This window comes from Pseudomonas sp. B329, assembly GCF_023127835.1.
Lineage (GTDB): Bacteria > Pseudomonadota > Gammaproteobacteria > Pseudomonadales > Pseudomonadaceae > Aquipseudomonas > Aquipseudomonas synxantha_A.
In genome coordinates this window covers 1-18,868 of the sequence record NZ_SPKP01000003.1, presented here as the reverse complement: position 1 = coordinate 18,868, position 18,868 = coordinate 1, and the positions used below count along the sequence as shown (strand labels likewise).

The window sequence follows — 18,868 nt, the reverse complement described above, 5'->3', positions numbered from 1 at the left end:
GACACACCATGACTACCAAACTGTCCGCCGCCACCCTCGTCCTCGCCCTGGGTTCGGCCCTGAGCCTGTCTGCCCTGAGCACCACTGCCCACGCAGCCGATGACATGCAGAAATGCTTCGGCGTGGCTGAAGCCGGCAAGAACGATTGCGCCGCAGGCGCCGGCACCTCTTGCGCCGGCACCTCCAAAACCAAGGACCAGGCCAATGCCTGGAAGCTGGTCCCCGCCGGTACCTGCACCAAGACCCCAAGCACCACCTCGCCGACCGGCTTCGGCCAGGAAACCGAATTCACTGCCAAATCCTGAAACCTTGTGCAGCCTGAGTACTGATGATGACGCCTACATCCCCTTACACGGTCTCACCGACTCAGGTGCCCGGCCTGCCCTTGCGGGCCGGGCTGGGGTTGAAGACCGAGCACTTTACCCAAGTGCTTGAGACCGGCCCCGATATCGGTTTTTTTGAAGTACACGCCGAAAACTACATGGTGGCCGGCGGCCCGTTTCATCACTACCTGGGATTGATCCGCGAGCAGTACCCGCTGTCGTTGCACGGCGTGGGCCTGTCCATCGGCGGCGAAGGTGCCCTGGATCGCGAACACCTGGCACGCTTGGCGACGTTGATCGAGCGCTATCAACCCCAGTCTTTTTCCGAACACCTGGCCTGGTCCAGCCACGGCCCGGTGTTTCTCAACGACTTGCTGCCGCTGGCTTACGACGCCACCACCCTGAGCCGAGTGTGCGCACATGTTGACCAGGTGCAGAGCACACTCAAGCGGCCGATGCTGCTGGAGAATCCCTCGACCTACCTGCAGTTCCAGCGCTCTACCCTGGATGAAACCGACTTCATCAGCGAGGTCATCCGCCGTACCGGTTGCGGCCTGCTGCTCGACGTCAACAACGTCTACGTATCCTGCATCAATCACCAGCGCGATCCATCGGCCTACATCGACGCCCTGCCCTTGCACGCAGTGGGGGAGATTCATCTGGCCGGCTTTGCCGAAGACACAGACAGCCTGGGCGACCGCCTGCTGATCGATGACCACGGCGCGCCTATCGATAACGCCGTGTGGCAACTGTACGAGCACGTGCTGGCGCGGACCGGTCCGGTAGCTACGTTGATCGAGCGGGATAACCAGGTGCCGCCCTTCAGCGTATTGCAGGCCGAAGCCCGGCAGGCTGAAAGCTATTTGTCGCAGGTGGCCCGATGAGCCTTCAACAGGCATTCGCCCACGCGCTGCTGACGCCGGACGCAACCTGCCCCGAGGAGGTGTTCAGCAGCAACGGGGCCGACCCGGCGAGTCGCTTCGCGGTGTATCGCAATAATGTCCACAGCGCGTTGATAAATGCGCTCGTCGCCGCCTATCCGGTGACGCGGCAACTGGTTGGCGATGAGTTTTTCCACGCCATGGCCAGCCTGTATGTCCAGGCTCACCCGCCCACCAGCCCTTTGATCAGCGAATACGGCAGCACGTTGGCAGCGTTTATCCAGCGCTTCGAACCGTCCTCAAGCGTGCCATACCTGGCAGATATCGCTCGGCTGGAGCGCCTGCGGGTTCGGGCTTATCACGCGGCGGATCGCCAGGCACTGGATCAGCACAGCGTGCTCCAACAACTGCAAGGCTGCGCGCAGCTGGGGCAATTGCGGGTGCGACTGCATCCATCCCTCGAAACATTGGAATCTCCCTACGCGATCGTGTCGGTTTGGGCTGCGCACCAGACCGACGGGGTTATCGCCACCTTGAACCCATGGTACGCCCAAGGCGCGCTGGTCCTGCGCCACGGGTTGGCGGTCAAGGTGTTCGCCATCGACAGCGGCTCGGTGACGTTTATCAACCGCCTCAACCAAGGCGCCGGGCTGGAGTTGGCCATCGCTGACGCCCTTGAAGCCTCAGCCGAATTCGACTTGCACCAATGTCTCACGCTGCTGATCAGCCACGACGCCATTACTCATTTGCATCTGCCACCCAAGGTATCGCCATGAACACTCCCGATCCGTGCCTGATAAAGCGAACCGTCGCACTGTTTGAAAAAATCCCCTACAGCCTGATCGCGTTTATTGCGCGCTTCTCCATTGCCGCAGTGTTCTGGAAATCCGGGCAGACCAAGGTCGAAGGCTTTGCCATTGACGTGATCAGCGGCACATTCCAAGTCGGTGAACCCAAGCTCGCCGCCTCGACACTCTGGTTGTTTCGCAGCGAATATCAGTTGCCCCTGGTGCCGCCGGAGGTGGCCGCGTACCTGGCAACCTTTGCCGAGCACTTTTTCCCGGTATTGATCCTGCTGGGGTTTGCCACACGCTTCTCGGCCCTGGCCCTGATCGGCATGACCTTGACCATTCAGTTGTTCGTCTACCCTGACGCCTACCCCACGCACGGCACCTGGCTCGCGCTGTTGTTGCTGTTGCTCGCCAAGGGGCCGGGCTGCTTGTCCATCGACCACCTGATTGCCCGTCGCTTGCGTTAAAGCCGATCCAGCGCCTCGCCGCTGCGTCGGAACCAATCCACCAGGTAATCGGCCAGCACCTGGGTGCGTCTCGGCAGGCCACCCTGGTAGGGATGGACCAGGTACATCGGCATTCGGCGTGTCTGATAGTCGCGCAGGATCCAGCGCAATCGCCCATCGGCCAACTCCGTCGGCAACACGTAGGACGGCAGGCGGGCGATACCGGCGCCCACCAGGGCGGCTTTTTTCAGCAGGTTGTAATGGTTGGAGGCAAACGTGCCGCTCACCCGCACTCGCAGTAATTCATGCTGCTGGTGATACAACCACTCCTCACGACCGCTGTAGTGACTGTTGAGCAAGCAGCTGTGCGTCGACAGGTCCGCCGGGGTCAGCGGTTCGCCATGCTGCTCCAGATACGCCGGGCTGGCGCAGGTCACCTCGTGCCAGGCCAGTAAAGGCTTGGCGACCAGGCGTTCATTTTCGATGGCAGCCGCGCGCACGCCCAAGTCAAAGCCATCGCGCGCCAAGTCTCGGTAGCTGTTGTTAAGCTCCAGCTCGATCTGCACCTGCGGATATTGCCGGGAAAACTCCAGCAACAAGCCATCGAAGAAGGTTTCGCCCAGCGACACCGGAACGGTCATACGCACAGGGCCGGCCAAATCATCCTTGAGCCGCGCCAACGCCTGCCGCGCGCGTTCTACCTGTACCACCAGCGCTTGTGCCTGGGGCAGCAACGCCGCGCCGGCCGCGGTGAGGCTGAGCTTGCGGGTGGTGCGGTGCAACAGCACCACGGCAAACTGCGCTTCCAACTGGCTGATGCGCTTGGACAACTGCCCTTTGCTGCAGCCCAGCTGTTCGGCCGCCACGGTGAAACTGCCCGCTTCGATCAGCACAGCAAAGGCTGCCAGATCATCCATTTCGCTCATGGATTGTTTCCATTTGAAAACCAAAGGTTGCCTATTAGCGCGTTTATTCGCCTGAAAAGCCACACTAGACTGGACCTTCAGTTAACCCCCTGGAGGAACAGCACGATGAAAATCCTATTGATTGGTGCCAGCGGCACCATAGGTTCAGCGGTCAAGGCAGAGTTGGCGCAACGCCACGAAGTGATCAGCATCGGCCGTACCAGCGGCGACTTCCAGGTGGACATCAGCGATAGCGCCTCGATACGCAGGCTGTTCGAGCAGACCGGCAAGTTCGACGCTCTGATCTGCGCCGCAGGCAGTGTGAACTTCGTGGCACTGGGAGAGATGAGCGACAGCGATTTCGAACTGGGCCTGCGTGACAAGCTGATGGGCCAGGTCAACCTGCTGCTGATCGGACGCGAATACGCCAATGACGGTGCCTCGTTTACGTTCACCAGCGGCATTCTCAACCGCGACCCGATCCGTACCGGTGCCTCGGCCGCGCTGGTCAACGGCGCGCTGGATGCCTTTGTCAAAGCCGCGGCGATCGAGTTGCCACGGGGCTTGCGTGTCAATTCGGTGAGCCCGACAGTGCTGCTGGAAGCCATGGGCAGCTACGCTCCATACTTTCGTGGGTACAAACCGGTGCCTGGTGCAGATGTGGCGTTGGCCTACTCGAAGAGTGTCGAGGGCTTGCAGACAGGGCAGACCTTTATCGTGGGCTGACCTGCCAAAGAAGGTTCTCGGTACCTGCCACCTTTAGTGCAGGTACCGAGTTGCCCATTCCGCAGCCATGTCTTTGGGCACGGCTACTCTGAAGTTCCCCCCCATAATCCCTCGAACGTTGCTGGTGTATAAACGGCGCCCATCAATATAAAGCGTCACCTGCTTTCCGTAGGTCAGCGTGGTAATAGCTGTGGTACGCGCCTTGGCCTCTTCACTTAACGTAATACTGGCCGGTACGGTATCTGCATTCAGATTGTGGATACTCTTGAGTTCAAGCGAGATCTCGGTGAAGTCATTAGCCGACCAATACTCCAACCTCGCGGCGTCATCAGCAAACACCGAAACGCTGGCAAACAGCAGTCCATATGCGCTCCATTTATTTGTCATCGCAACGCTCCCAGGCAAAGTCATCAACCCTTGCATACCGCTCCCGTCCTTGCATCAGTAAAGGCTTAAAGGCTGACGTATGCCGCAGGTATTGGTTTCGAGCTGTTTACAGACTTGTGGTGCGACGCGAGGCTGCGTAACGTGGCGGCACTTGTTTTGGAGACCCGATCAATGCGCGCCGCTCGTACTCTTGCACTGCTTGCCCTGCTGCCCCTGTTCACCGCTTGCCAGATGTTCGAGAGCGAGCCGGCCAAACCGTCTACTGCCGGGCTGACCCGTATGCAGGGTGAGTTGACCGCTGTGGAGGGCAAATTGTTGTTCCAACCGTGCGGCGACAAACGCAACTATGTGGTCAACGACACCGGCGGCACCAGCATCCTGCAGGAAGCCGCGTCCCTGGCCGGCCAGCAAGGCGCGTTGTTTGCCGACCTGCGCGGCAAGTTTTCCGGGGTTGCCAGCGGCACCCAGGGTTCGCTCGACCTGCAACAACTCTATCGCGTAGAGCGCTCGACCTCAGCCTGCGACGATCCGGACTTCAAGCGCATGATCCTGCGCGCCAACGGCCATAAGCCGGCCTGGGCAATGAATGTCACAGCCAAGGGCATGGTGCTGGAACGCGAAGGCCAGCCACCGCTGGCGGTGCCCTACGTCGAAGAACAACTGGGCGATGGGCGCTTCAACCTGATGACCGAAGCCAATAACCAGCACATCGAACTGTGGGTGGCGCCCCAGCGCTGCGTCGACAGCGTGAGCGGCAGCCTGCAACACATGAGCGCCGAGTTGCGGGTGAACGGCCAGGTGCAGCGTGGCTGCGCGGCGTTTGGCGGCTCCCGGGACGACTGATTGTGCCTTGGGCTGTTTTAACCTGACGGAAAACCACCTTTGGGGCTTATAATCGCCGGTTTGCAAAACAGCCGGCCTCCTTGCCCGCCGCCTACCGGATCCTGTCATGTTACGAATCACCGAACTCAAGCTGCCCATCGACCATCCCGAAGAAGACCTGCGGCCTGCCATCGTGCAGCGCCTGGGCATCGCCAGTGATGACCTGCTCGATTTCACCCTGTTCAAACGCAGCTACGACGCCCGTAAAAAGTCGTCGGAGCTGTGCTTCATCTACACCGTCGACCTGAACGTCAAGGGCGAAGCCGCCCTGCTGCTCAAGTTTGCCGATGACCGCAACGTCAATCCCGCGCCGGATGTCAGCTACAAGGTCGTGGGCCAGGCGCCGGCAGGCTTGGTTGAACGGCCGATCGTGGTGGGTTTTGGCCCCTGCGGGATCTTCGCCGGGCTGCTGCTGGCGCAGATGGGCTTCAAGCCGATCATCCTCGAACGCGGCAAAGAAGTGCGCCAACGCACCAAGGACACCTGGGGCCTGTGGCGTAAAAGCGTGCTCAACCCCGAGTCCAACGTGCAGTTCGGTGAAGGCGGTGCCGGGACCTTCTCCGACGGCAAGCTGTACAGCCAGATCAAGGACCCGAAATTCCACGGCCGCAAAGTGCTGCACGAGTTCGTCAAGGCCGGTGCACCGCAAGAGATCCTCTATGTCAGCAAGCCGCATATCGGCACTTTCCGCCTGACCGGCGTGGTAGAGAACATGCGCGAGCAAATCATCGCCCTGGGCGGTGAAGTGCGCTTTGAACAACGGGTCACTGATGTGTTGATCGAAGACGGGCAGTTGAACGGCGTGGTCATCGACGGCGGCGAGCAGATCCTTTCCAGGCACGTGATTCTTGCCCTGGGCCACAGCGCCCGTGACACCTTCCGTATGCTCCATGATCGCGGCGTGTACATGGAGGCCAAGCCGTTCTCGGTGGGCTTCCGTATCGAACACCCGCAGTCGCTGATCGACGCCGCACGCCTGGGCAAATACGCAGGCCATCCGAAACTGGGCGCAGCGGACTACAAGCTGGTGCACCACGCCAAGAATGGTCGCTCGGTCTACAGTTTCTGCATGTGCCCTGGCGGTACCGTGGTGGCTGCGACCTCAGAACCGAACCGCGTCGTGACAAACGGCATGAGTCAGTATTCGCGTAATGAACGCAACGCCAACTCCGGCATCGTGGTCGGCATCACCCCCGAGGTGGATTACCCGGGCGGCCCGCTGGCCGGTATCGAATTGCAGGAGCGCCTGGAGTCCCACGCCTATATCCTCGGCGGCAGCAACTACGAGGCACCGGCGCAACTGGTGGGGGACTTTATCGCCGGCAAACCGTCCACTGCCATCGGCAGTGTGGAGCCGTCCTACAAGCCCGGCGTGTCAATGGGCGACCTGGCCCTGGCCTTGCCGGACTTCGCCATCGAAGCCATCCGCGAAGCCTTGCCGGCGTTCGAGAAGCAGATCAAAGGTTATTCGCTGCACGATGCGGTGTTGACGGGGATCGAGACCCGCACATCATCACCGCTGCGCATAACCCGCGATGAGTCGATGCAGAGCCTGAATGTAAAAGGCCTGTTCCCAGCCGGGGAAGGCGCCGGTTATGCCGGCGGGATTCTGTCGGCGGGTGTTGACGGGATTCGGATTGCCGAGGCGTTGGCGCGGGATATGCTCGGCATCGAGGCCTGAGCACAGCGCAATACAAAGTGGGAGGGGGCTTGCTCCCGATAGCAGTGGTTCAGTCACAGTATTTTTGACTGACACACCGCAATCGGGAGCAAGCCCCCTCCCACATTTTGATTTGCGCCGGGTCAGATATTGGCGCGCAGGATCGTTTCGGGCAGCGACTCGCCCTGCTCGACACTCGCAGCCACCGCCGCGATCAAGCTCTCCAACTCATACCCCTGCCCCGCCAACCACGCCTGATCGTAATAGGTCGTGGCATAACGCTCGCCGCCATCACACAAGATCGCTACGATCGAGCCCGATTCTCCCGCCGCTTTCATCTGGTGCGCTGCTACCAACGCGCCGATCAGGTTGGTCCCGCTGGAACCGCCGACCCGTCGTCCCAAACGCCCAGCCAGGTAATGCATCGCCGCCAATGACAAGGCGTCTGGCACCTTGACCATCGCATCAATCACCGCCGGCAGAAACGACGCCTCGACACGCGGGCGACCAATCCCTTCGATTCGCGAACCACACTCCAGGCGCAGGCTGGCGTCGCCGCTCTGGTAGAAGTCGAAAAACACCGAGCGCTCGGCATCGGCACACAGCACGCGGGTGCAATGCTGGCGATAACGTACGTAGCGGCCCAGTGTCGCGGTGGTGCCGCCAGTGCCGGGGCTGGAAATCAACCAACTGGGCTCCGGGTGCTGCTCGAAGCGCATCTGCTGGAAGATCGATTCGGCAATGTTGTTGTTTGCGCGCCAGTCGGTAGCACGCTCGGCGTAGGTGAACTGGTCCATGAAGTGACCACCACTTTCCTGGGCCAGGCGTTCGGATTCGGCGTAGATCTGCGTCGGGTCCTGAACCAGATGGCTCTTGCCACCGTAGAAGGCGATCTGGGCGATCTTTTCCTGGGAGGTGGTGGCCGGCATGACGGCAATGAACGGCAACCCCAACAGGCGAGCGAAGTAGGCTTCAGAGATGGCTGTGGAGCCGCTGGACGCTTCGATCACCGGGGCGCCCGGCTTGAGCCAGCCATTGCACAGCGCGTACAAAAACAGCGAGCGAGCCAGCCGGTGTTTCAGGCTGCCTGTGGGGTGGCTGGACTCGTCCTTGAAGTACAACTCGATGCCGGGCAACCCTGGTAACGGCAACGGGATCAGGTGGGTGTCGGCGCTCCGCTGGAAGTCCGCTTCAATGATGCGAATGGCTTCGCGGGCCCAGGTACGGTGGTCGCTCATGGTGGACTCTCTAAGGTTTTCAGCCTGAATCTTAAGATGTTTCGTACACCTCACACAGATACAGTACCGACTCAATTTGACACACAACTGCTAGTCTTTTACGCATCTACAACCCGACTCATCTCTTATAACAAATAAGAATATAACTTTTGTTTTAACAACTAACTGTACGGGTTAGGGTACCCACCTATTGAACCTCAAATGGAGAGCATCCCTTGCCTCTGCGTAGCACTTTTACTCGTTTCTTCCAGCTGGAAGCCGCCAGTGGTCTGTTGTTGATCGCCGCTGCCGCTTTGGCGCTGATCATCAACAACTCACCGTTGTCGCACCTGTACAACGCGTTTCTCGATACACCTGTGGTTGCCCAGGTCGGCGCGTTGAAAATCGCCAAGCCGGCACTGCTGTGGATCAACGACGGCCTGATGGCTCTGTTTTTCCTGCTGATCGGCCTGGAGGTCAAACGCGAACTGCTCGATGGTCACCTCTCCAAGCCTTCCCAGGTTGTGCTGCCCGGCGCAGCGGCCATCGGCGGCATGGTGGTGCCGGCGCTGATCTACTGGGCGCTGAACAAGGACAACCCGGCCGCCCTCGCCGGCTGGGCGATCCCGATGGCCACGGATATCGCGTTCGCTCTGGGCGTGCTGGCACTGCTGGGCAAGCGCGTACCGGTGTCGCTGAAGTTGTTCCTGATGACCCTGGCAATCATTGATGACCTCGGCGCCATCATCGTCATCGCGCTGTTCTATTCCGCTGACTTGTCCGGCGCGTCCCTGGCGGGCGCGGGGGCTTGCTTGATTGCCTTGATTGCGATGAATCGCCTGGGCGTGATCAAGCTTGGGCCTTACCTGATCATCGGCCTGATCCTGTGGGTGTGCGTACTCAAGAGCGGTGTGCATGCCACACTGGCCGGTGTGACCCTGGCATTCTGCATTCCACTGCGCACCCGGAATGCCGAAACCTCACCGCTGCTGACCCTGGAGCACGCCCTCCACCCGTGGGTGGCCTACGCCATCCTGCCGTTGTTCGCGTTCGCCAATGCCGGGGTTTCCCTCACCGGCGTGAGTCTGGAGAGCTTCACCCACTCCGTGCCCATGGGCATCGCCGCCGGCCTGTTGATCGGCAAGACCATCGGTGTGTTCGGCCTCACTTGGCTGGCGATCAAGACTGGTATCGCGTCCCTGCCCAGCGGCGCCAACTGGGGTCAGGTTCTTGGCGTGGCTGTTCTGTGCGGTATCGGCTTCACCATGAGCCTGTTTGTCGGCTCCCTGGCGTTTGTGCCGGGTGCCAGCGAGTTTGCCGGTGAAGACCGCATGGGGATTCTGACCGGATCGATCCTGGCAGCCTTTATCGGGTATGCGGTGACGGCGATGGCGAGTCGCAAAAAAGCCTGAGCCCCTGGGAAAGCAGCATAAAAAAACCCCAACCGGTCACCCGGTTGGGGTTTTCTTTGCCCGATTACTTACCGCTTAGCGAGTAACGCGGCTGGTACCGTCAACGGTCATGATGCGTACGCGGTCACCGATGCGGAAGATTTCATTTTCCTGCACGGCTTGTACGTAGGCGCGCATGCTGCCGTCGTCTTCGCGCACGGTGATTTCCACGCCCTGGGTGCGGGTCAGGCCTTCTTCGGTGGCCGAGCCCAGCAGGCCGCCCGCGACCGCGCCGATTACAGCGGTGACGATGCTGCCACGGCCGCCACCGATGGCGCTGCCGCCAACACCACCGATGACTGCGCCAGCAGCGCCGCCGATTGGGGTCTTGGTGCCTTCGATTTTCACCGGACGCAGGGATTCGATGGTACCCATGCGCACGGTCTGAACGCGACGCGCCTCATCACGGGAGTACGAGTCGCCGGTCAGACTCGAGGCGCAGCCACCCAACAGCAATGACAGGGTGGTAAAGCAGGCAACTAGTAAAACGGACTTACGCATAGCATCAACTCCAAAGGACAGGTATTCATTAAACGCTGTGGCTTGGCGCCTGTCACGGCAAGCCGGGCAGAAAATTGCTTTCATTCAGCCTGAGTACAGACTGCCAGCACCAGAAAACACGACGAACGGTAGCCTGGCTGGGGGGCGCAACGGTGCCATCAGCTGCTTGATCATTGTAGCCGCACAATCAAAAGCGCCGAAGTCTCCTGAATAGAGACGTCGGCGCAATGGGCATGATTCAGGCGCAATGACGAAAGGTGACGCTCAGGGCGCCAGACGCTCGCGGATCCATTGAGCGTCTTGTACACGATAGTTGAGACGATCATGCAGGCGGCTGGCGCGGCCCTGCCAGAACTCGATGCGCTCGGGCAGCAAACGGTACCCACCCCAATGCTCGGGGCAATCGGGCTGGGTATCGCTGAAACGCTGTTCGGTGGCCTTGAGCAGATCGTGCAGCTCTTCACGGTCACGAATGACCCTGCTCTGCGGGGATGCCCAGGCGCCGAGGCGGCTGCCCAACGGGCGCACCTGGTAATAGGCATCCGACTCTTCAGGGGTGACCTTGACCACGCGCCCTTCAATACGCACCTGGCGTTCCAGGGTCGGCCAGAAGAACGTCATGGCCGCAAACGGCCGCGCCGCAAGTTGCTCACCCTTGGCGCTCTGGTAGTTGGTGAAGAAGGTAAAGCCCTGTGCATCCAGGCCCTTGAGCAACAGGATGCGACAGTGCGGGCGACCGTCCTGGTCGACCGTCGCCAGGGTCATGGCATTGGCCTCCACCGGCGGCTGTTCGGTTTTCACCGCGTCGCCAAACCATTGGTGGAACAACGCAAACGGCTCGCCGGGGGCCTGGGCCTCGCTCAAACCGTCCCGTGTGTAGTCACGGCGCATATCAGCCAGTGCCTGGGTCATGCGGCTTTATCCTTATGGTTCAACGGCTCAGTTTTTCGCCTGGTCGTTCGAAGCGGGTGCAGCAGCCTTGGCTTTGGTTGCAGCCGGCTTCTTCGCAGCAGGTTTGGCCGCGGCCTTTTTAGCCGCTGGCTTGGCGGCCGCTTTCTTGGCCGGAGCCTTCTTGGCTGGTGCTTTTGCCGCTGGTGCCGGGGCTGGAGCATTCTGCACGGCAACCATTTCAGCAACCGGTGGCGTCTTGCCCGAATTGTACTGGCTCAGCAGTGCAAGCATCGTTGTACGCTGAGTGAACATGATTTCCATGCGACGATTCAGCGCACGCCCCTGGTTGCTGTCGTTGGCGGCACGCGGCATAAGGTCGCCCATGCCACGCAGCATCAAGCGGTCCTGCTTCAAACCACTGAGGCTGAAGATCGAAGCAATCGACTGCGCACGCTCCTTGCTCAACGCCTGGCTCGCAGGAGCGCTGCCGGTGGCATCGACGTGGCCCAGAACCAGTACGGCGGTCTTGGGATCAGCCTCAACGGCCTTGGCCACACGAGTGAACGGGCCCAAAGTCACCGGCAGCAGCATCGCCGGACGCTTCGGGTTGTAGGAACCGTCTACCGGGGCAATCACGACCAGCACGTTGTCGCGACGCTCCAGTTGCAGCGAACTGCCCTTGATGGCCTCGCGCAGGCGTGGCTCGTAGTCGTCCAGCCAGGCTTGGGTGATTTTCGGGTCAGGCATTGGCACATTGGTCACGTCGACCTTGGCCAACGGCTTTGGCTTGCTTTCGAACGGCCACCACCAGCGGGGTTCGGCGTCGGTCTTGGCGACGACAGGTGCCGCGTCGGAAGTCGGGGTTGCGGCCTTCAGGTCGGCTTTCAGGTCGGCCTTGGCATCGGCGGCTTTTTCTTCGGCACTCTTGGTGGAGAACGGCCACCAGCTGTAGCCGGTATCAGCCTTGGCGGGCGAAGCAGGTGCAGCAGCAGCGGCGACAGGTTCAACAGGCTTGGCGCCAGCAGCTGGTTTGGCATCCGGCTTGGCGTCGGTTTGGGTCACTGCGTCCTTGGTCGCAGCCTTGTCCGATCCAAATGACCACCAATGCCCACCTTCGGCATCATTTTGTGGAGTTTGTGCGCAACCTGTAATAGTGAGGCACAGCGCCAGTGCCAAGGACTTGTTCGATAACATGAGATATCCACAAAATGAGAAAAAACCAGGGGGCCTGATGACCCGTTAAACAGACGCTTAAAGAACATTCAAGTTACAACATGTCGTTCAGCATCTTTTTATACTTGCCTTTGTAACAAAAAATTGTGAAACAGCAAGGGGTTTATAGACAACCGGCCAATATTCCGACCAACTTCTGCGCACGCGGGTCCATAAGTACGTAAGGGCCCAGGGTATTAGTCACAAAACCGAACGCTACATCATGTTCAGGGTCGGCAAAACCCACTGAGCCCCCTGCGCCGGGATGCCCGAAAGCACGTGGCCCGAGGCCGAACGTGGCATTGGGCAGCTGCGGTTGATCCAACATGCAGCCCAGGCCGAAACGGGTTTGGGTCAATAAGGTTTTATCCGGCCCAATACTGTGTTCACGGGTCAATTGTTCGAGCATGTCGCTTTCCAGCAAACTACCGTCCAACAAACCGCTATAAAACCCGGCCAGGCTGCGCGCATTACCGTGACCATTTGCCGCGGGCTGCTGCATGCGTCGCCATTCGGGCTTATTAGTACTGGTCAGAATAGACGGTGGATTGGCAAATGCCCGTGTGGTCATCGCCGCCGGTTCGCGCATCATTACTTGAAGTAACCGTTGCGCGGCCTCATCCCCCATATTGCCCTTGCTGCGCGCTATATGGGCCACCCGATAAAACTCTGCATCCGCCAGGCCAACGTGGAAGTCCAGCCCCAGCGGCCGTGCGACCCGTGCCACGATCGACTCACCCGGCCCGCGCCCATCGGCGCGGCGCAACAGTTCGCCGACCAGCCAGCCGTAGGTAATCGCCTCGTAGCCATGACCCTCGCCTGGTGTCCACCACGGCGCCTCGGCCGCCAGGGTGTCGACCATCAGTTGCCAGTCATACAGGGCTTCGGTAGGCAGCATTTCGTGGATGGCCGGCAGCCCGGCCTGGTGGCAGAGCAACTGGCGCAATGTGATCGCCTCCTTGCCCGCCGCCGCGAATTCCGGCCAGTAGTCAGCCACCGGTGCATCAAGCTTGAGCTTGCCCTCGGCCACCAGTTGCAAGGCAGTGACAGCCGTGAAGGTCTTGGTGCAGGAGAACAGGTTGACGATGGTATCGCTGTGCCAGGCTTCGGCTCCGTCCTTGTCGGCAGTACCGGCCCACAGATCGACGACGGTTTGCCCGCCTACCTGGATGCACAGCCCGGCACCACGCTCCTGGGGATCATCGAACAATGCGGCAAAGGCTTCGCGTACCGCTTCGAACTGCAGCTCGTAATGACCCTGAATCTGCACCTGATTCCCCTCGCAAAGCACCATGAAAAGTGGCCGCCATTCTTTCAGCCATTGTGGGTTTTGTGAACCCGTCAACGACGAATCAATGACCGTTGCCGGAGTGCCCACCGGCATGTCCAGCGCCCTGCCCTGCGCCTTTGCCGCCCTGCCCCTGCCTGGCGCCTTCACTTTCACGCGCCGTGCGGGTCGCCTTGGCTTTTTGCGCCTCACGGCCCAACTGGTCGACCGCCGCCAGGTTGCTCTTGCGCACACTGTCAACGAAGCCCTGGAAAGGTACATCGGTGATGCCGACAAGGCCGAAATGGCCATTTTCGCCATCCAGCAGACGCCCGGTGACCGGCTGGTCCAGGTACTGGAACCAGTGCACGCCAACAATCGACGGCTCGGCCATGGCCTGCTTGAGGAACGTGGCGTACGCCGTACCGCGATCTTCTTCGCGGGCCAATTGCGTCACGCCGCCCCAGAACGGGCCACGGTCGGCCGAGCCGAAGTTGAATTCGGTGATCAGCACCGGTTTGTCCAGCGCACGCAGGGCGGCGAAGTCATAACCGTCCTGGGGTTTTAGGGTGTACATGTTGAAGCTCAACACATCGCAATACTGAGCGCACGACGCCACTGCTTCCGGGGTGCTCACGGCAAAACGGCCGCCCAGCAACAGTTGATTCGGCGCGTGCCACTTCAGCGAGTCGGAAATGGTCTTGAAGTAAGCGTCGGCGAAGGTCTTCTGGAAGTACTTGAAGTCAGCTTCGATTTCCGGGTGTTCAGGGCTGGGCATCGGTGGTTCGAAGCCTGGGTCTTCCATCAGTTCCCAACCCGCCAGTTGAATGCCCCAGGCTTTGGACAGACCTTCTTCGTTGCGATATTTGTCACGCAGCTGCTTGAGGAAAGCGCGCTTGGCCGGAACATCGGTGGTCATGCGCAGGGTGCCGTAAGCCAAGGCGTAGCGGGATTTTGCATCGTCGCCAGGACCGGCCCAGGCCAGTTCGTTGTCGGCAAAAAAGCCGATCAACCACGGATCGTCGCGGTGATCACGAGCGGCGATGGCCACGGCGCGTTCGGTGGCCATCGCGAAACGTGGATCGAACGGATCGGGCATACCGCCCCACCAGTCGGTGCCGGTGCTGATGCTCGCGTAGTCACCCACAATCGACAGCGGCAGGGTATAAGGCACGCGGTCGGCAGTGGCCAGGTCCTCGTCGCTCCAGTTGCCCACGGTATTGAAACCCCAGGCTTGCAGACGGTCCAGGGTGTGCGTCACCCAGCGCTTCTGGTCCAAACCCTCGCCGCCGTAAGTGCGCTGCAGGTTGGCGCCATAAAAGTCATACCAACGCCCCGAACCAAAGCCGCGACCTTCGCCGGCACCGTTGCCGGTGCGGTTATCGCTGCTGCCGTAATACTTGTCGAAGGGTTCGCCGGCCTTGGGCAACGCCGCGAACATCCACTCACGCCCTGCCACGTAGGTCTGGCTGTTGTCCGCAGCCACGGTGTTGACCCCCAGTGAATAGAACGGATGACCTTCAGGCGTCACCAGATACCAGCGGCCGTCGCGCTTCTCTGTGCGGAAAAAGCCGCTGGAATCGAACGCCGGGCCTTTGTTCCAGCCGCCGTATTGGTCCAGGGAGGATTTGTCTCGCTCAGCCAACCAGGTTTTGAGCTGCTGCTGCTCTTTGGCGGCCGACGCCTTGAGCTGCTCGTCGCTGCTGACCTTTTCCGGCCAGCGCGCCCGGGTGGACTGGCCAAAAGCATCGACCAATTCGCTGTAGGCGGCCTTCGTTACCGGCTCGCTGTCCTGCACGCCAAAGCGCTCCAGCAGGATGCTTTGGGCGGCATTGGGCTTGATCATCGACAGGGTCACCGACACTACCTGGCTGCGGTCGATTTCGCCGGCACTGCCGGCCAGCAATACGCGCTGACCATCCACGGTCATCGGCATCGGCGGGCCAGCCTTCATGCCCTGGCTCAGTGGCGAGTTGGCTTGCAATGGTACCAGCAGGGTCTGCGCAGGCCCGGCCGGCAGGTCGATGCGGCTGACCAGGGTCTTGCCGTCGGCGCTCTGCACCTTGACGTAGAGGGTCAGTGCCCAGTTCATCGCGCTCTGGATACGCAGGCTCATGGCGCTCGATTGCGACCAGTCCCACACACCGGATTGCGGGCTGAGCACCAGGCTTGGCTCGGCCGCCGGGTTGAAGGTGATACGGCGCAGCACCTCGCCTTCGGGAGTTTGTTCGGCGTTGTATTGGGGCAGGCTGGCGTCCTGAGTCGCCACCTTGACCACATCGGCAGGCCGGACGAAGTTGAACAGCGTTTGTTGCCCGGCAGGCGCGGCCATCAACGGCGCAGCGAACAGCAAGGCAAAAAGAGCGGGCAGCGTGCGAATCATACGAACAAGGTTCTCCCAAACGGCCGGTGAATGGCCTGGTGATAGTGATGAGATAGACCACAAAGTGGGCGAATTCGCCCACGGGGGTTTAAGAAATTTCGCGCCTGAACGGCGGCAACGCATTGAGGATAGCTTTGCCATAGCGTTGGGTGACCAGGCGGCGGTCAAGCAAGGTGATGGTGCCGCGGTCTTGCTCGGTGCGCAGCAAGCGCCCGCAGGCCTGCACCAGCTTCAATGAGGCATCCGGCACCGAGATTTCCATGAACGGGTTGCCGCCACGGGCTTCGATCCATTCGGCCAGTGCGGCCTCGACCGGATCATCGGGCACCGAGAACGGGATCTTGGCGATCACCACGTGTTCGCAATAAGCGCCAGGCAAGTCCACGCCCTCGGCAAAACTTGCCAGGCCGAACAATACGCTGGAATCACCGCCGTCGACCCGCGCCTTGTGCTTGTTCAGGGTTTCCTGCTTGGACAGGTTGCCCTGGATAAACACCTGTTTGCGCCAGTCGCGATCGAGGCCATCGAACACGTCCTGCATCTGTTTGCGCGACGAGAACAGCACCAGGGTGCCGCGCGAACCTTCCACCAGTGACGGCAGATCGCGAATGATCGCCGCCGTGTGGGCCGCCGCATCCCGAGGGTCAGCCTTGAGGTCCGGTACGCGCAGCACACCGGCATCGGCATGATGAAACGGGCTCGGTACCACAGCGGTAACGGCCTTTTTCGGCAAACCGGCGCGCATACGGAAGCGATCAAAGGTGCCCAGGGCGGTCAGCGTGGCCGACGTCACCAGGCAGCCGTAGGCCACGTTCCACAGGTTGCGACGCAGCATTTCAGCGGCGAGGATCGGGCTGGCGTTGACCTCGATATCAAACAGCGCACCGCTTTCCGACAGGGTAAGCCAACGGGCCATGGGCGGGTTGTCTTCCGGATCTTCCACGGTGAACGCGGTCCACAGCTCCCAGTTGCCCTGTGAGCGGGACAACAGGCTGCCGAACAGCGGGTACCATTCCTCGGCCTGGTTGCTGGCAATGCCGATATTGACCTCGCCGTCCATGCCTTCCTTGAGCAAATCCGTAAGGCGGGTGAACAAGTCGGTCAGGCGTGAAAAGCCTTTCTTCAGCTCGATGCCCATTTCGCGCATGTGCTCGGGGATCATGCCGCCGACAAAACGGTGGCGCGGGCGCTCACGGCCCTCGACATCTTCGCCGGGTTTGAAGTCGGCCACCTGTTCGCAGGCGCTGAACATGAATTGCTGTTGGGTCTTGATCTCCCGCGCCAGTTCCGGCACCTGTTCGATCAGCTTGCCCAGGTCGCCGGGCAGCGGATGCTGGGCCAGCAACTTGGTGAGGTTCTTGGCAGTGGTTTCCAGCCAGTCGGCAGTGGAACGCAGGCGCGTGTAATGGGCGAAGTGGCCGATGGCTTTGTCCGGCAGGTGGTGACCTTCGTCGAACACATAAAGCGTGTCGCGTGGATCGGGCAGCACCGCGCCGCCGCCCAGTGCCAGGTCGGCCAGCACCATGTCGTGGTTGGTGACGATGACATCCACCTTGCCCATGCCTTCGCGGGCCTTGTAGAAAGCGCACTGGCCGAAATTGGGGCAATGGCGATTGGTGCACTGGCTGTGGTCGGTGGTCAGGCGCGCCCAGTCGGAGTCTTCCAGGGCGGTGGGCCAGCTGTCGCGGTCGCCGTCCCATTTGTTGCCGGCCAGTTTCTCGATCATGCTGGTAAACAGCTTCTGGCTGGCCTCGTCGACCTCGATCTTGAAGCCTTCTTCTTCGAACAGCGACGCGGTGGCGGTTTGCGCATGGCCTTCCTGCAGCAACACGTCGAGCTTGGACAGGCACATGTAGCGGCCACGGCCCTTGGCCAGGGCGAAGGTAAAGCTCAAGCCGCTGTTGCGCATCAGGTCGGGCAAGTCTTTGTAGACAATCTGCTCTTGCAGGGCGACGGTGGCGGTGGCGATTACCAGGCGCTTGCCGGCGGCCTTGGCGGTGGGGATCGCGGCCAGGCTGTAGGCCACAGTCTTGCCAGTACCGGTGCCGGCCTCGACGGCCACAACCGCAGGTTCGCCCTCGCGGCGACCTTCGTCATCGGTGTCGATATCCCCGAGGACTTTCGCCACTTCGGCGATCATCAGGCGTTGGCCGTAGCGCGGTTTCAAGCTCTTGGCTTCGAGAAAACGCGAATAGGCGCCCTGGATCGTGGTTTTGAGTTCAGTGCTGATCATGGATAGTCGGGCGCAAAAAACGCTGGATAAATTTTCAGTGGTTCGGATCGGCCGCTATCATACCCCGCTAATTAATCCCGCGCAGAACGGAGTACCACAATGACCGCGTTTAGCCTCGCTTACACCCTGCATGTACTGGCCGCCCTGATTTGGGTCGGCGGTATGTTTTTCGCCTGGATGATCCTGCGACCCGCCGCCATGGCGGCCCTTGAGGGCCCTGCCCGGCTCAAGTTGTGGGCAAATGTGTTTCAACGTTTTTTTGTGTGGGTGTGGGTCGCGGTCGTGATTTTGCCGATCAGCGGCGTTGGTTTGCTGCAACTGCGCTTCAACGGTTTTGAAACCGCGCCGCGCTATGTGCAGGTGATGATGGGGTTGTATCTGGTGATGACCGCGCTGTTTATCCGCATCCAGGCGTTGAAGTTTCCTGAACTGAAGGCCGCGGTGGCGGCTGAGGATTGGCCGGCGGGCGCGGCTGCGTTGGGGCAGATTCGCAAGTTGGTGGGGGTTAATTTGATTGTGGGGTTGGTGGTGGTGGCGATTGCTTCGGCCCGGCCGATGTTTTGAAGGCGAGGCTTGCACTGCCATCGGGGTGTGGATATCTACACAACTGCAGTTCGCCGTACCCAACGGTAACCACGATGCGAAGCGAGCCGCTCTTGCTCTTGATCTGCTTTTGATCTTAAGCGCCCCGTCAAACCACGCTGGCCGGAAT

General features: G+C 60.8%; 18 protein-coding genes. 9 read left to right on the top strand and 9 right to left on the bottom strand.

Translation table 11 applies throughout. From position 1 onward, the window contains the following. The first annotated feature begins 8 nt into the window (after positions 1 to 8). From E4P00_RS00635 to E4P00_RS00620, 4 genes are read left to right on the top strand one after another with little or no spacing between them, the layout of a single operon-like run. A complete protein-coding gene (locus tag E4P00_RS00635) occupies positions 9 to 305 on the top strand; it encodes a DUF2282 domain-containing protein (protein ID WP_032877335.1) in 297 nt (98 codons plus the stop codon). A 23-nt stretch (positions 306 to 328) separates the two neighbouring features. Continuing rightward, a complete protein-coding gene (locus tag E4P00_RS00630; protein ID WP_148852407.1) occupies positions 329 to 1,207 on the top strand; it encodes a DUF692 domain-containing protein in 879 nt (292 codons plus the stop codon). After that, the gene (locus E4P00_RS00625) at positions 1,204 to 1,980 is read left to right on the top strand and encodes a DNA-binding domain-containing protein (RefSeq protein ID WP_248130489.1); all 777 of its coding nucleotides are present in this window, start codon (positions 1,204 to 1,206) and stop codon (positions 1,978 to 1,980) included. The genes E4P00_RS00630 and E4P00_RS00625 overlap by 4 nt, the downstream gene beginning before the upstream one ends. Continuing rightward, positions 1,977 to 2,462 (top strand): DoxX family protein, encoded by a 486-nt coding sequence (locus E4P00_RS00620; protein WP_248130488.1) that lies wholly within the window; start codon positions 1,977 to 1,979, stop codon positions 2,460 to 2,462. Before E4P00_RS00625 ends, E4P00_RS00620 begins: the two co-directional genes overlap by 4 nt. On the opposite strand, the gene E4P00_RS00615 is transcribed toward E4P00_RS00620, so the two are convergent. Beyond that, positions 2,459 to 3,367, bottom strand: a complete 909-nt coding sequence (locus tag E4P00_RS00615) for a LysR family transcriptional regulator (protein ID WP_032877339.1) — start codon at positions 3,365 to 3,367, stop codon at positions 2,459 to 2,461. The two genes, E4P00_RS00620 and E4P00_RS00615, sit on opposite strands and share 4 nt — an antisense overlap. A gap of 105 nt (positions 3,368 to 3,472) precedes the next feature. On the opposite strand from E4P00_RS00615, the gene E4P00_RS00610 reads away from it, so the two are divergent. Next, entirely contained in the window at positions 3,473 to 4,072 is a 600-nt protein-coding gene (locus E4P00_RS00610; RefSeq protein WP_078820490.1) for a short chain dehydrogenase, read from the top strand. Positions 4,073 to 4,105: 33 nt separating this feature from the next. Here E4P00_RS00610 and E4P00_RS00605 read toward each other — a convergent pair whose 3' ends face one another. Further along, positions 4,106 to 4,495 carry a hypothetical protein gene (locus E4P00_RS00605; RefSeq protein WP_248130487.1) on the bottom strand — a complete coding sequence of 130 codons (390 nt, stop codon included), beginning with the start codon at positions 4,493 to 4,495 and terminating at the stop codon, positions 4,106 to 4,108. 135 nt (positions 4,496 to 4,630) lie between these two features. Between E4P00_RS00605 and E4P00_RS00600 the strand changes: the two genes are divergently transcribed. Both E4P00_RS00600 and E4P00_RS00595 read left to right on the top strand, forming a co-directional pair. Continuing rightward, positions 4,631 to 5,302, top strand: a complete 672-nt coding sequence (locus E4P00_RS00600; protein WP_005785817.1) for a hypothetical protein — start codon at positions 4,631 to 4,633, stop codon at positions 5,300 to 5,302. Between the two features lie 106 nt (positions 5,303 to 5,408). Next, on the top strand, positions 5,409 to 7,022 hold the full coding sequence (locus E4P00_RS00595; RefSeq protein ID WP_223017679.1) for an NAD(P)/FAD-dependent oxidoreductase: 1,614 nt from the start codon (positions 5,409 to 5,411) through the stop codon (positions 7,020 to 7,022). Positions 7,023 to 7,144: 122 nt separating this feature from the next. Here the strand turns inward: E4P00_RS00595 and E4P00_RS00590 are convergent, their stop codons facing one another. Next, positions 7,145 to 8,239 (bottom strand): PLP-dependent cysteine synthase family protein, encoded by a 1,095-nt coding sequence (locus tag E4P00_RS00590; RefSeq protein ID WP_032877343.1) that lies wholly within the window; start codon positions 8,237 to 8,239, stop codon positions 7,145 to 7,147. 215 nt (positions 8,240 to 8,454) lie between these two features. Here E4P00_RS00590 and nhaA point away from each other — a divergent pair, with 215 nt between their 5' ends. Then, positions 8,455 to 9,630 (top strand): Na+/H+ antiporter NhaA, encoded by a 1,176-nt coding sequence (gene nhaA / locus E4P00_RS00585; protein ID WP_005785813.1) that lies wholly within the window; start codon positions 8,455 to 8,457, stop codon positions 9,628 to 9,630. Between the two features lie 75 nt (positions 9,631 to 9,705). Here the strand turns inward: nhaA and E4P00_RS00580 are convergent, their stop codons facing one another. From E4P00_RS00580 to dinG, 6 genes are all read right to left on the bottom strand, one after another. Continuing rightward, positions 9,706 to 10,170: a glycine zipper 2TM domain-containing protein gene (locus tag E4P00_RS00580; protein ID WP_003189251.1), complete on the bottom strand. Its 465-nt coding sequence runs from the start codon at positions 10,168 to 10,170 to the stop codon at positions 9,706 to 9,708. A 264-nt stretch (positions 10,171 to 10,434) separates the two neighbouring features. Beyond that, positions 10,435 to 11,082 carry a pyridoxamine 5'-phosphate oxidase gene (pdxH, locus tag E4P00_RS00575; RefSeq protein ID WP_032877344.1) on the bottom strand — a complete coding sequence of 216 codons (648 nt, stop codon included), beginning with the start codon at positions 11,080 to 11,082 and terminating at the stop codon, positions 10,435 to 10,437. A 27-nt stretch (positions 11,083 to 11,109) separates the two neighbouring features. Then, a complete protein-coding gene (locus E4P00_RS00570) occupies positions 11,110 to 12,255 on the bottom strand; it encodes an OmpA family protein (RefSeq protein WP_005785808.1) in 1,146 nt (381 codons plus the stop codon). Positions 12,256 to 12,397: 142 nt separating this feature from the next. Continuing rightward, on the bottom strand, positions 12,398 to 13,543 hold the full coding sequence (locus E4P00_RS00565) for a serine hydrolase domain-containing protein (protein WP_248130486.1): 1,146 nt from the start codon (positions 13,541 to 13,543) through the stop codon (positions 12,398 to 12,400). An 82-nt stretch (positions 13,544 to 13,625) separates the two neighbouring features. Beyond that, on the bottom strand, positions 13,626 to 15,923 hold the full coding sequence (locus E4P00_RS00560) for a beta-galactosidase (RefSeq protein ID WP_103733461.1): 2,298 nt from the start codon (positions 15,921 to 15,923) through the stop codon (positions 13,626 to 13,628). An 88-nt stretch (positions 15,924 to 16,011) separates the two neighbouring features. Continuing rightward, the gene (gene dinG / locus E4P00_RS00555) at positions 16,012 to 18,156 is read right to left on the bottom strand and encodes an ATP-dependent DNA helicase DinG (RefSeq protein ID WP_005785803.1); all 2,145 of its coding nucleotides are present in this window, start codon (positions 18,154 to 18,156) and stop codon (positions 16,012 to 16,014) included. A 99-nt stretch (positions 18,157 to 18,255) separates the two neighbouring features. Here dinG and E4P00_RS00550 point away from each other — a divergent pair, with 99 nt between their 5' ends. Continuing rightward, positions 18,256 to 18,720: a CopD family protein gene (locus E4P00_RS00550; RefSeq protein WP_032877347.1), complete on the top strand. Its 465-nt coding sequence runs from the start codon at positions 18,256 to 18,258 to the stop codon at positions 18,718 to 18,720. Positions 18,721 to 18,868: the final 148 nt, after the last annotated feature.

Excerpts from the sequence above, each read along its gene's own strand:
- E4P00_RS00600 (WP_005785817.1), top strand. The coding sequence starts at position 4,631 with ATGCGCGCCGCTCGTACTCTTGCACTGCTTGCCCTGCTGCCCCTGTTC.
- E4P00_RS00605 (WP_248130487.1), bottom strand. The coding sequence starts at position 4,495 with ATGCAAGGGTTGATGACTTTGCCTGGGAGCGTTGCGATGACAAATAAA.
- E4P00_RS00615 (WP_032877339.1), bottom strand. The coding sequence starts at position 3,367 with ATGAGCGAAATGGATGATCTGGCAGCCTTTGCTGTGCTGATCGAAGCG.
- E4P00_RS00610 (WP_078820490.1), top strand. The coding sequence starts at position 3,473 with ATGAAAATCCTATTGATTGGTGCCAGCGGCACCATAGGTTCAGCGGTC.
- dinG (WP_005785803.1), bottom strand. The coding sequence starts at position 18,156 with ATGATCAGCACTGAACTCAAAACCACGATCCAGGGCGCCTATTCGCGT.
- E4P00_RS00630 (WP_148852407.1), top strand. The coding sequence starts at position 329 with ATGATGACGCCTACATCCCCTTACACGGTCTCACCGACTCAGGTGCCC.
- E4P00_RS00590 (WP_032877343.1), bottom strand. The coding sequence starts at position 8,239 with ATGAGCGACCACCGTACCTGGGCCCGCGAAGCCATTCGCATCATTGAA.
- E4P00_RS00560 (WP_103733461.1), bottom strand. The coding sequence starts at position 15,923 with ATGATTCGCACGCTGCCCGCTCTTTTTGCCTTGCTGTTCGCTGCGCCG.
- E4P00_RS00580 (WP_003189251.1), bottom strand. The coding sequence starts at position 10,170 with ATGCGTAAGTCCGTTTTACTAGTTGCCTGCTTTACCACCCTGTCATTG.
- E4P00_RS00595 (WP_223017679.1), top strand. The coding sequence starts at position 5,409 with ATGTTACGAATCACCGAACTCAAGCTGCCCATCGACCATCCCGAAGAA.
- E4P00_RS00625 (WP_248130489.1), top strand. The coding sequence starts at position 1,204 with ATGAGCCTTCAACAGGCATTCGCCCACGCGCTGCTGACGCCGGACGCA.
- pdxH (WP_032877344.1), bottom strand. The coding sequence starts at position 11,082 with ATGACCCAGGCACTGGCTGATATGCGCCGTGACTACACACGGGACGGT.
- E4P00_RS00620 (WP_248130488.1), top strand. The coding sequence starts at position 1,977 with ATGAACACTCCCGATCCGTGCCTGATAAAGCGAACCGTCGCACTGTTT.
- E4P00_RS00570 (WP_005785808.1), bottom strand. The coding sequence starts at position 12,255 with ATGTTATCGAACAAGTCCTTGGCACTGGCGCTGTGCCTCACTATTACA.
- E4P00_RS00635 (WP_032877335.1), top strand. The coding sequence starts at position 9 with ATGACTACCAAACTGTCCGCCGCCACCCTCGTCCTCGCCCTGGGTTCG.
- E4P00_RS00550 (WP_032877347.1), top strand. The coding sequence starts at position 18,256 with ATGACCGCGTTTAGCCTCGCTTACACCCTGCATGTACTGGCCGCCCTG.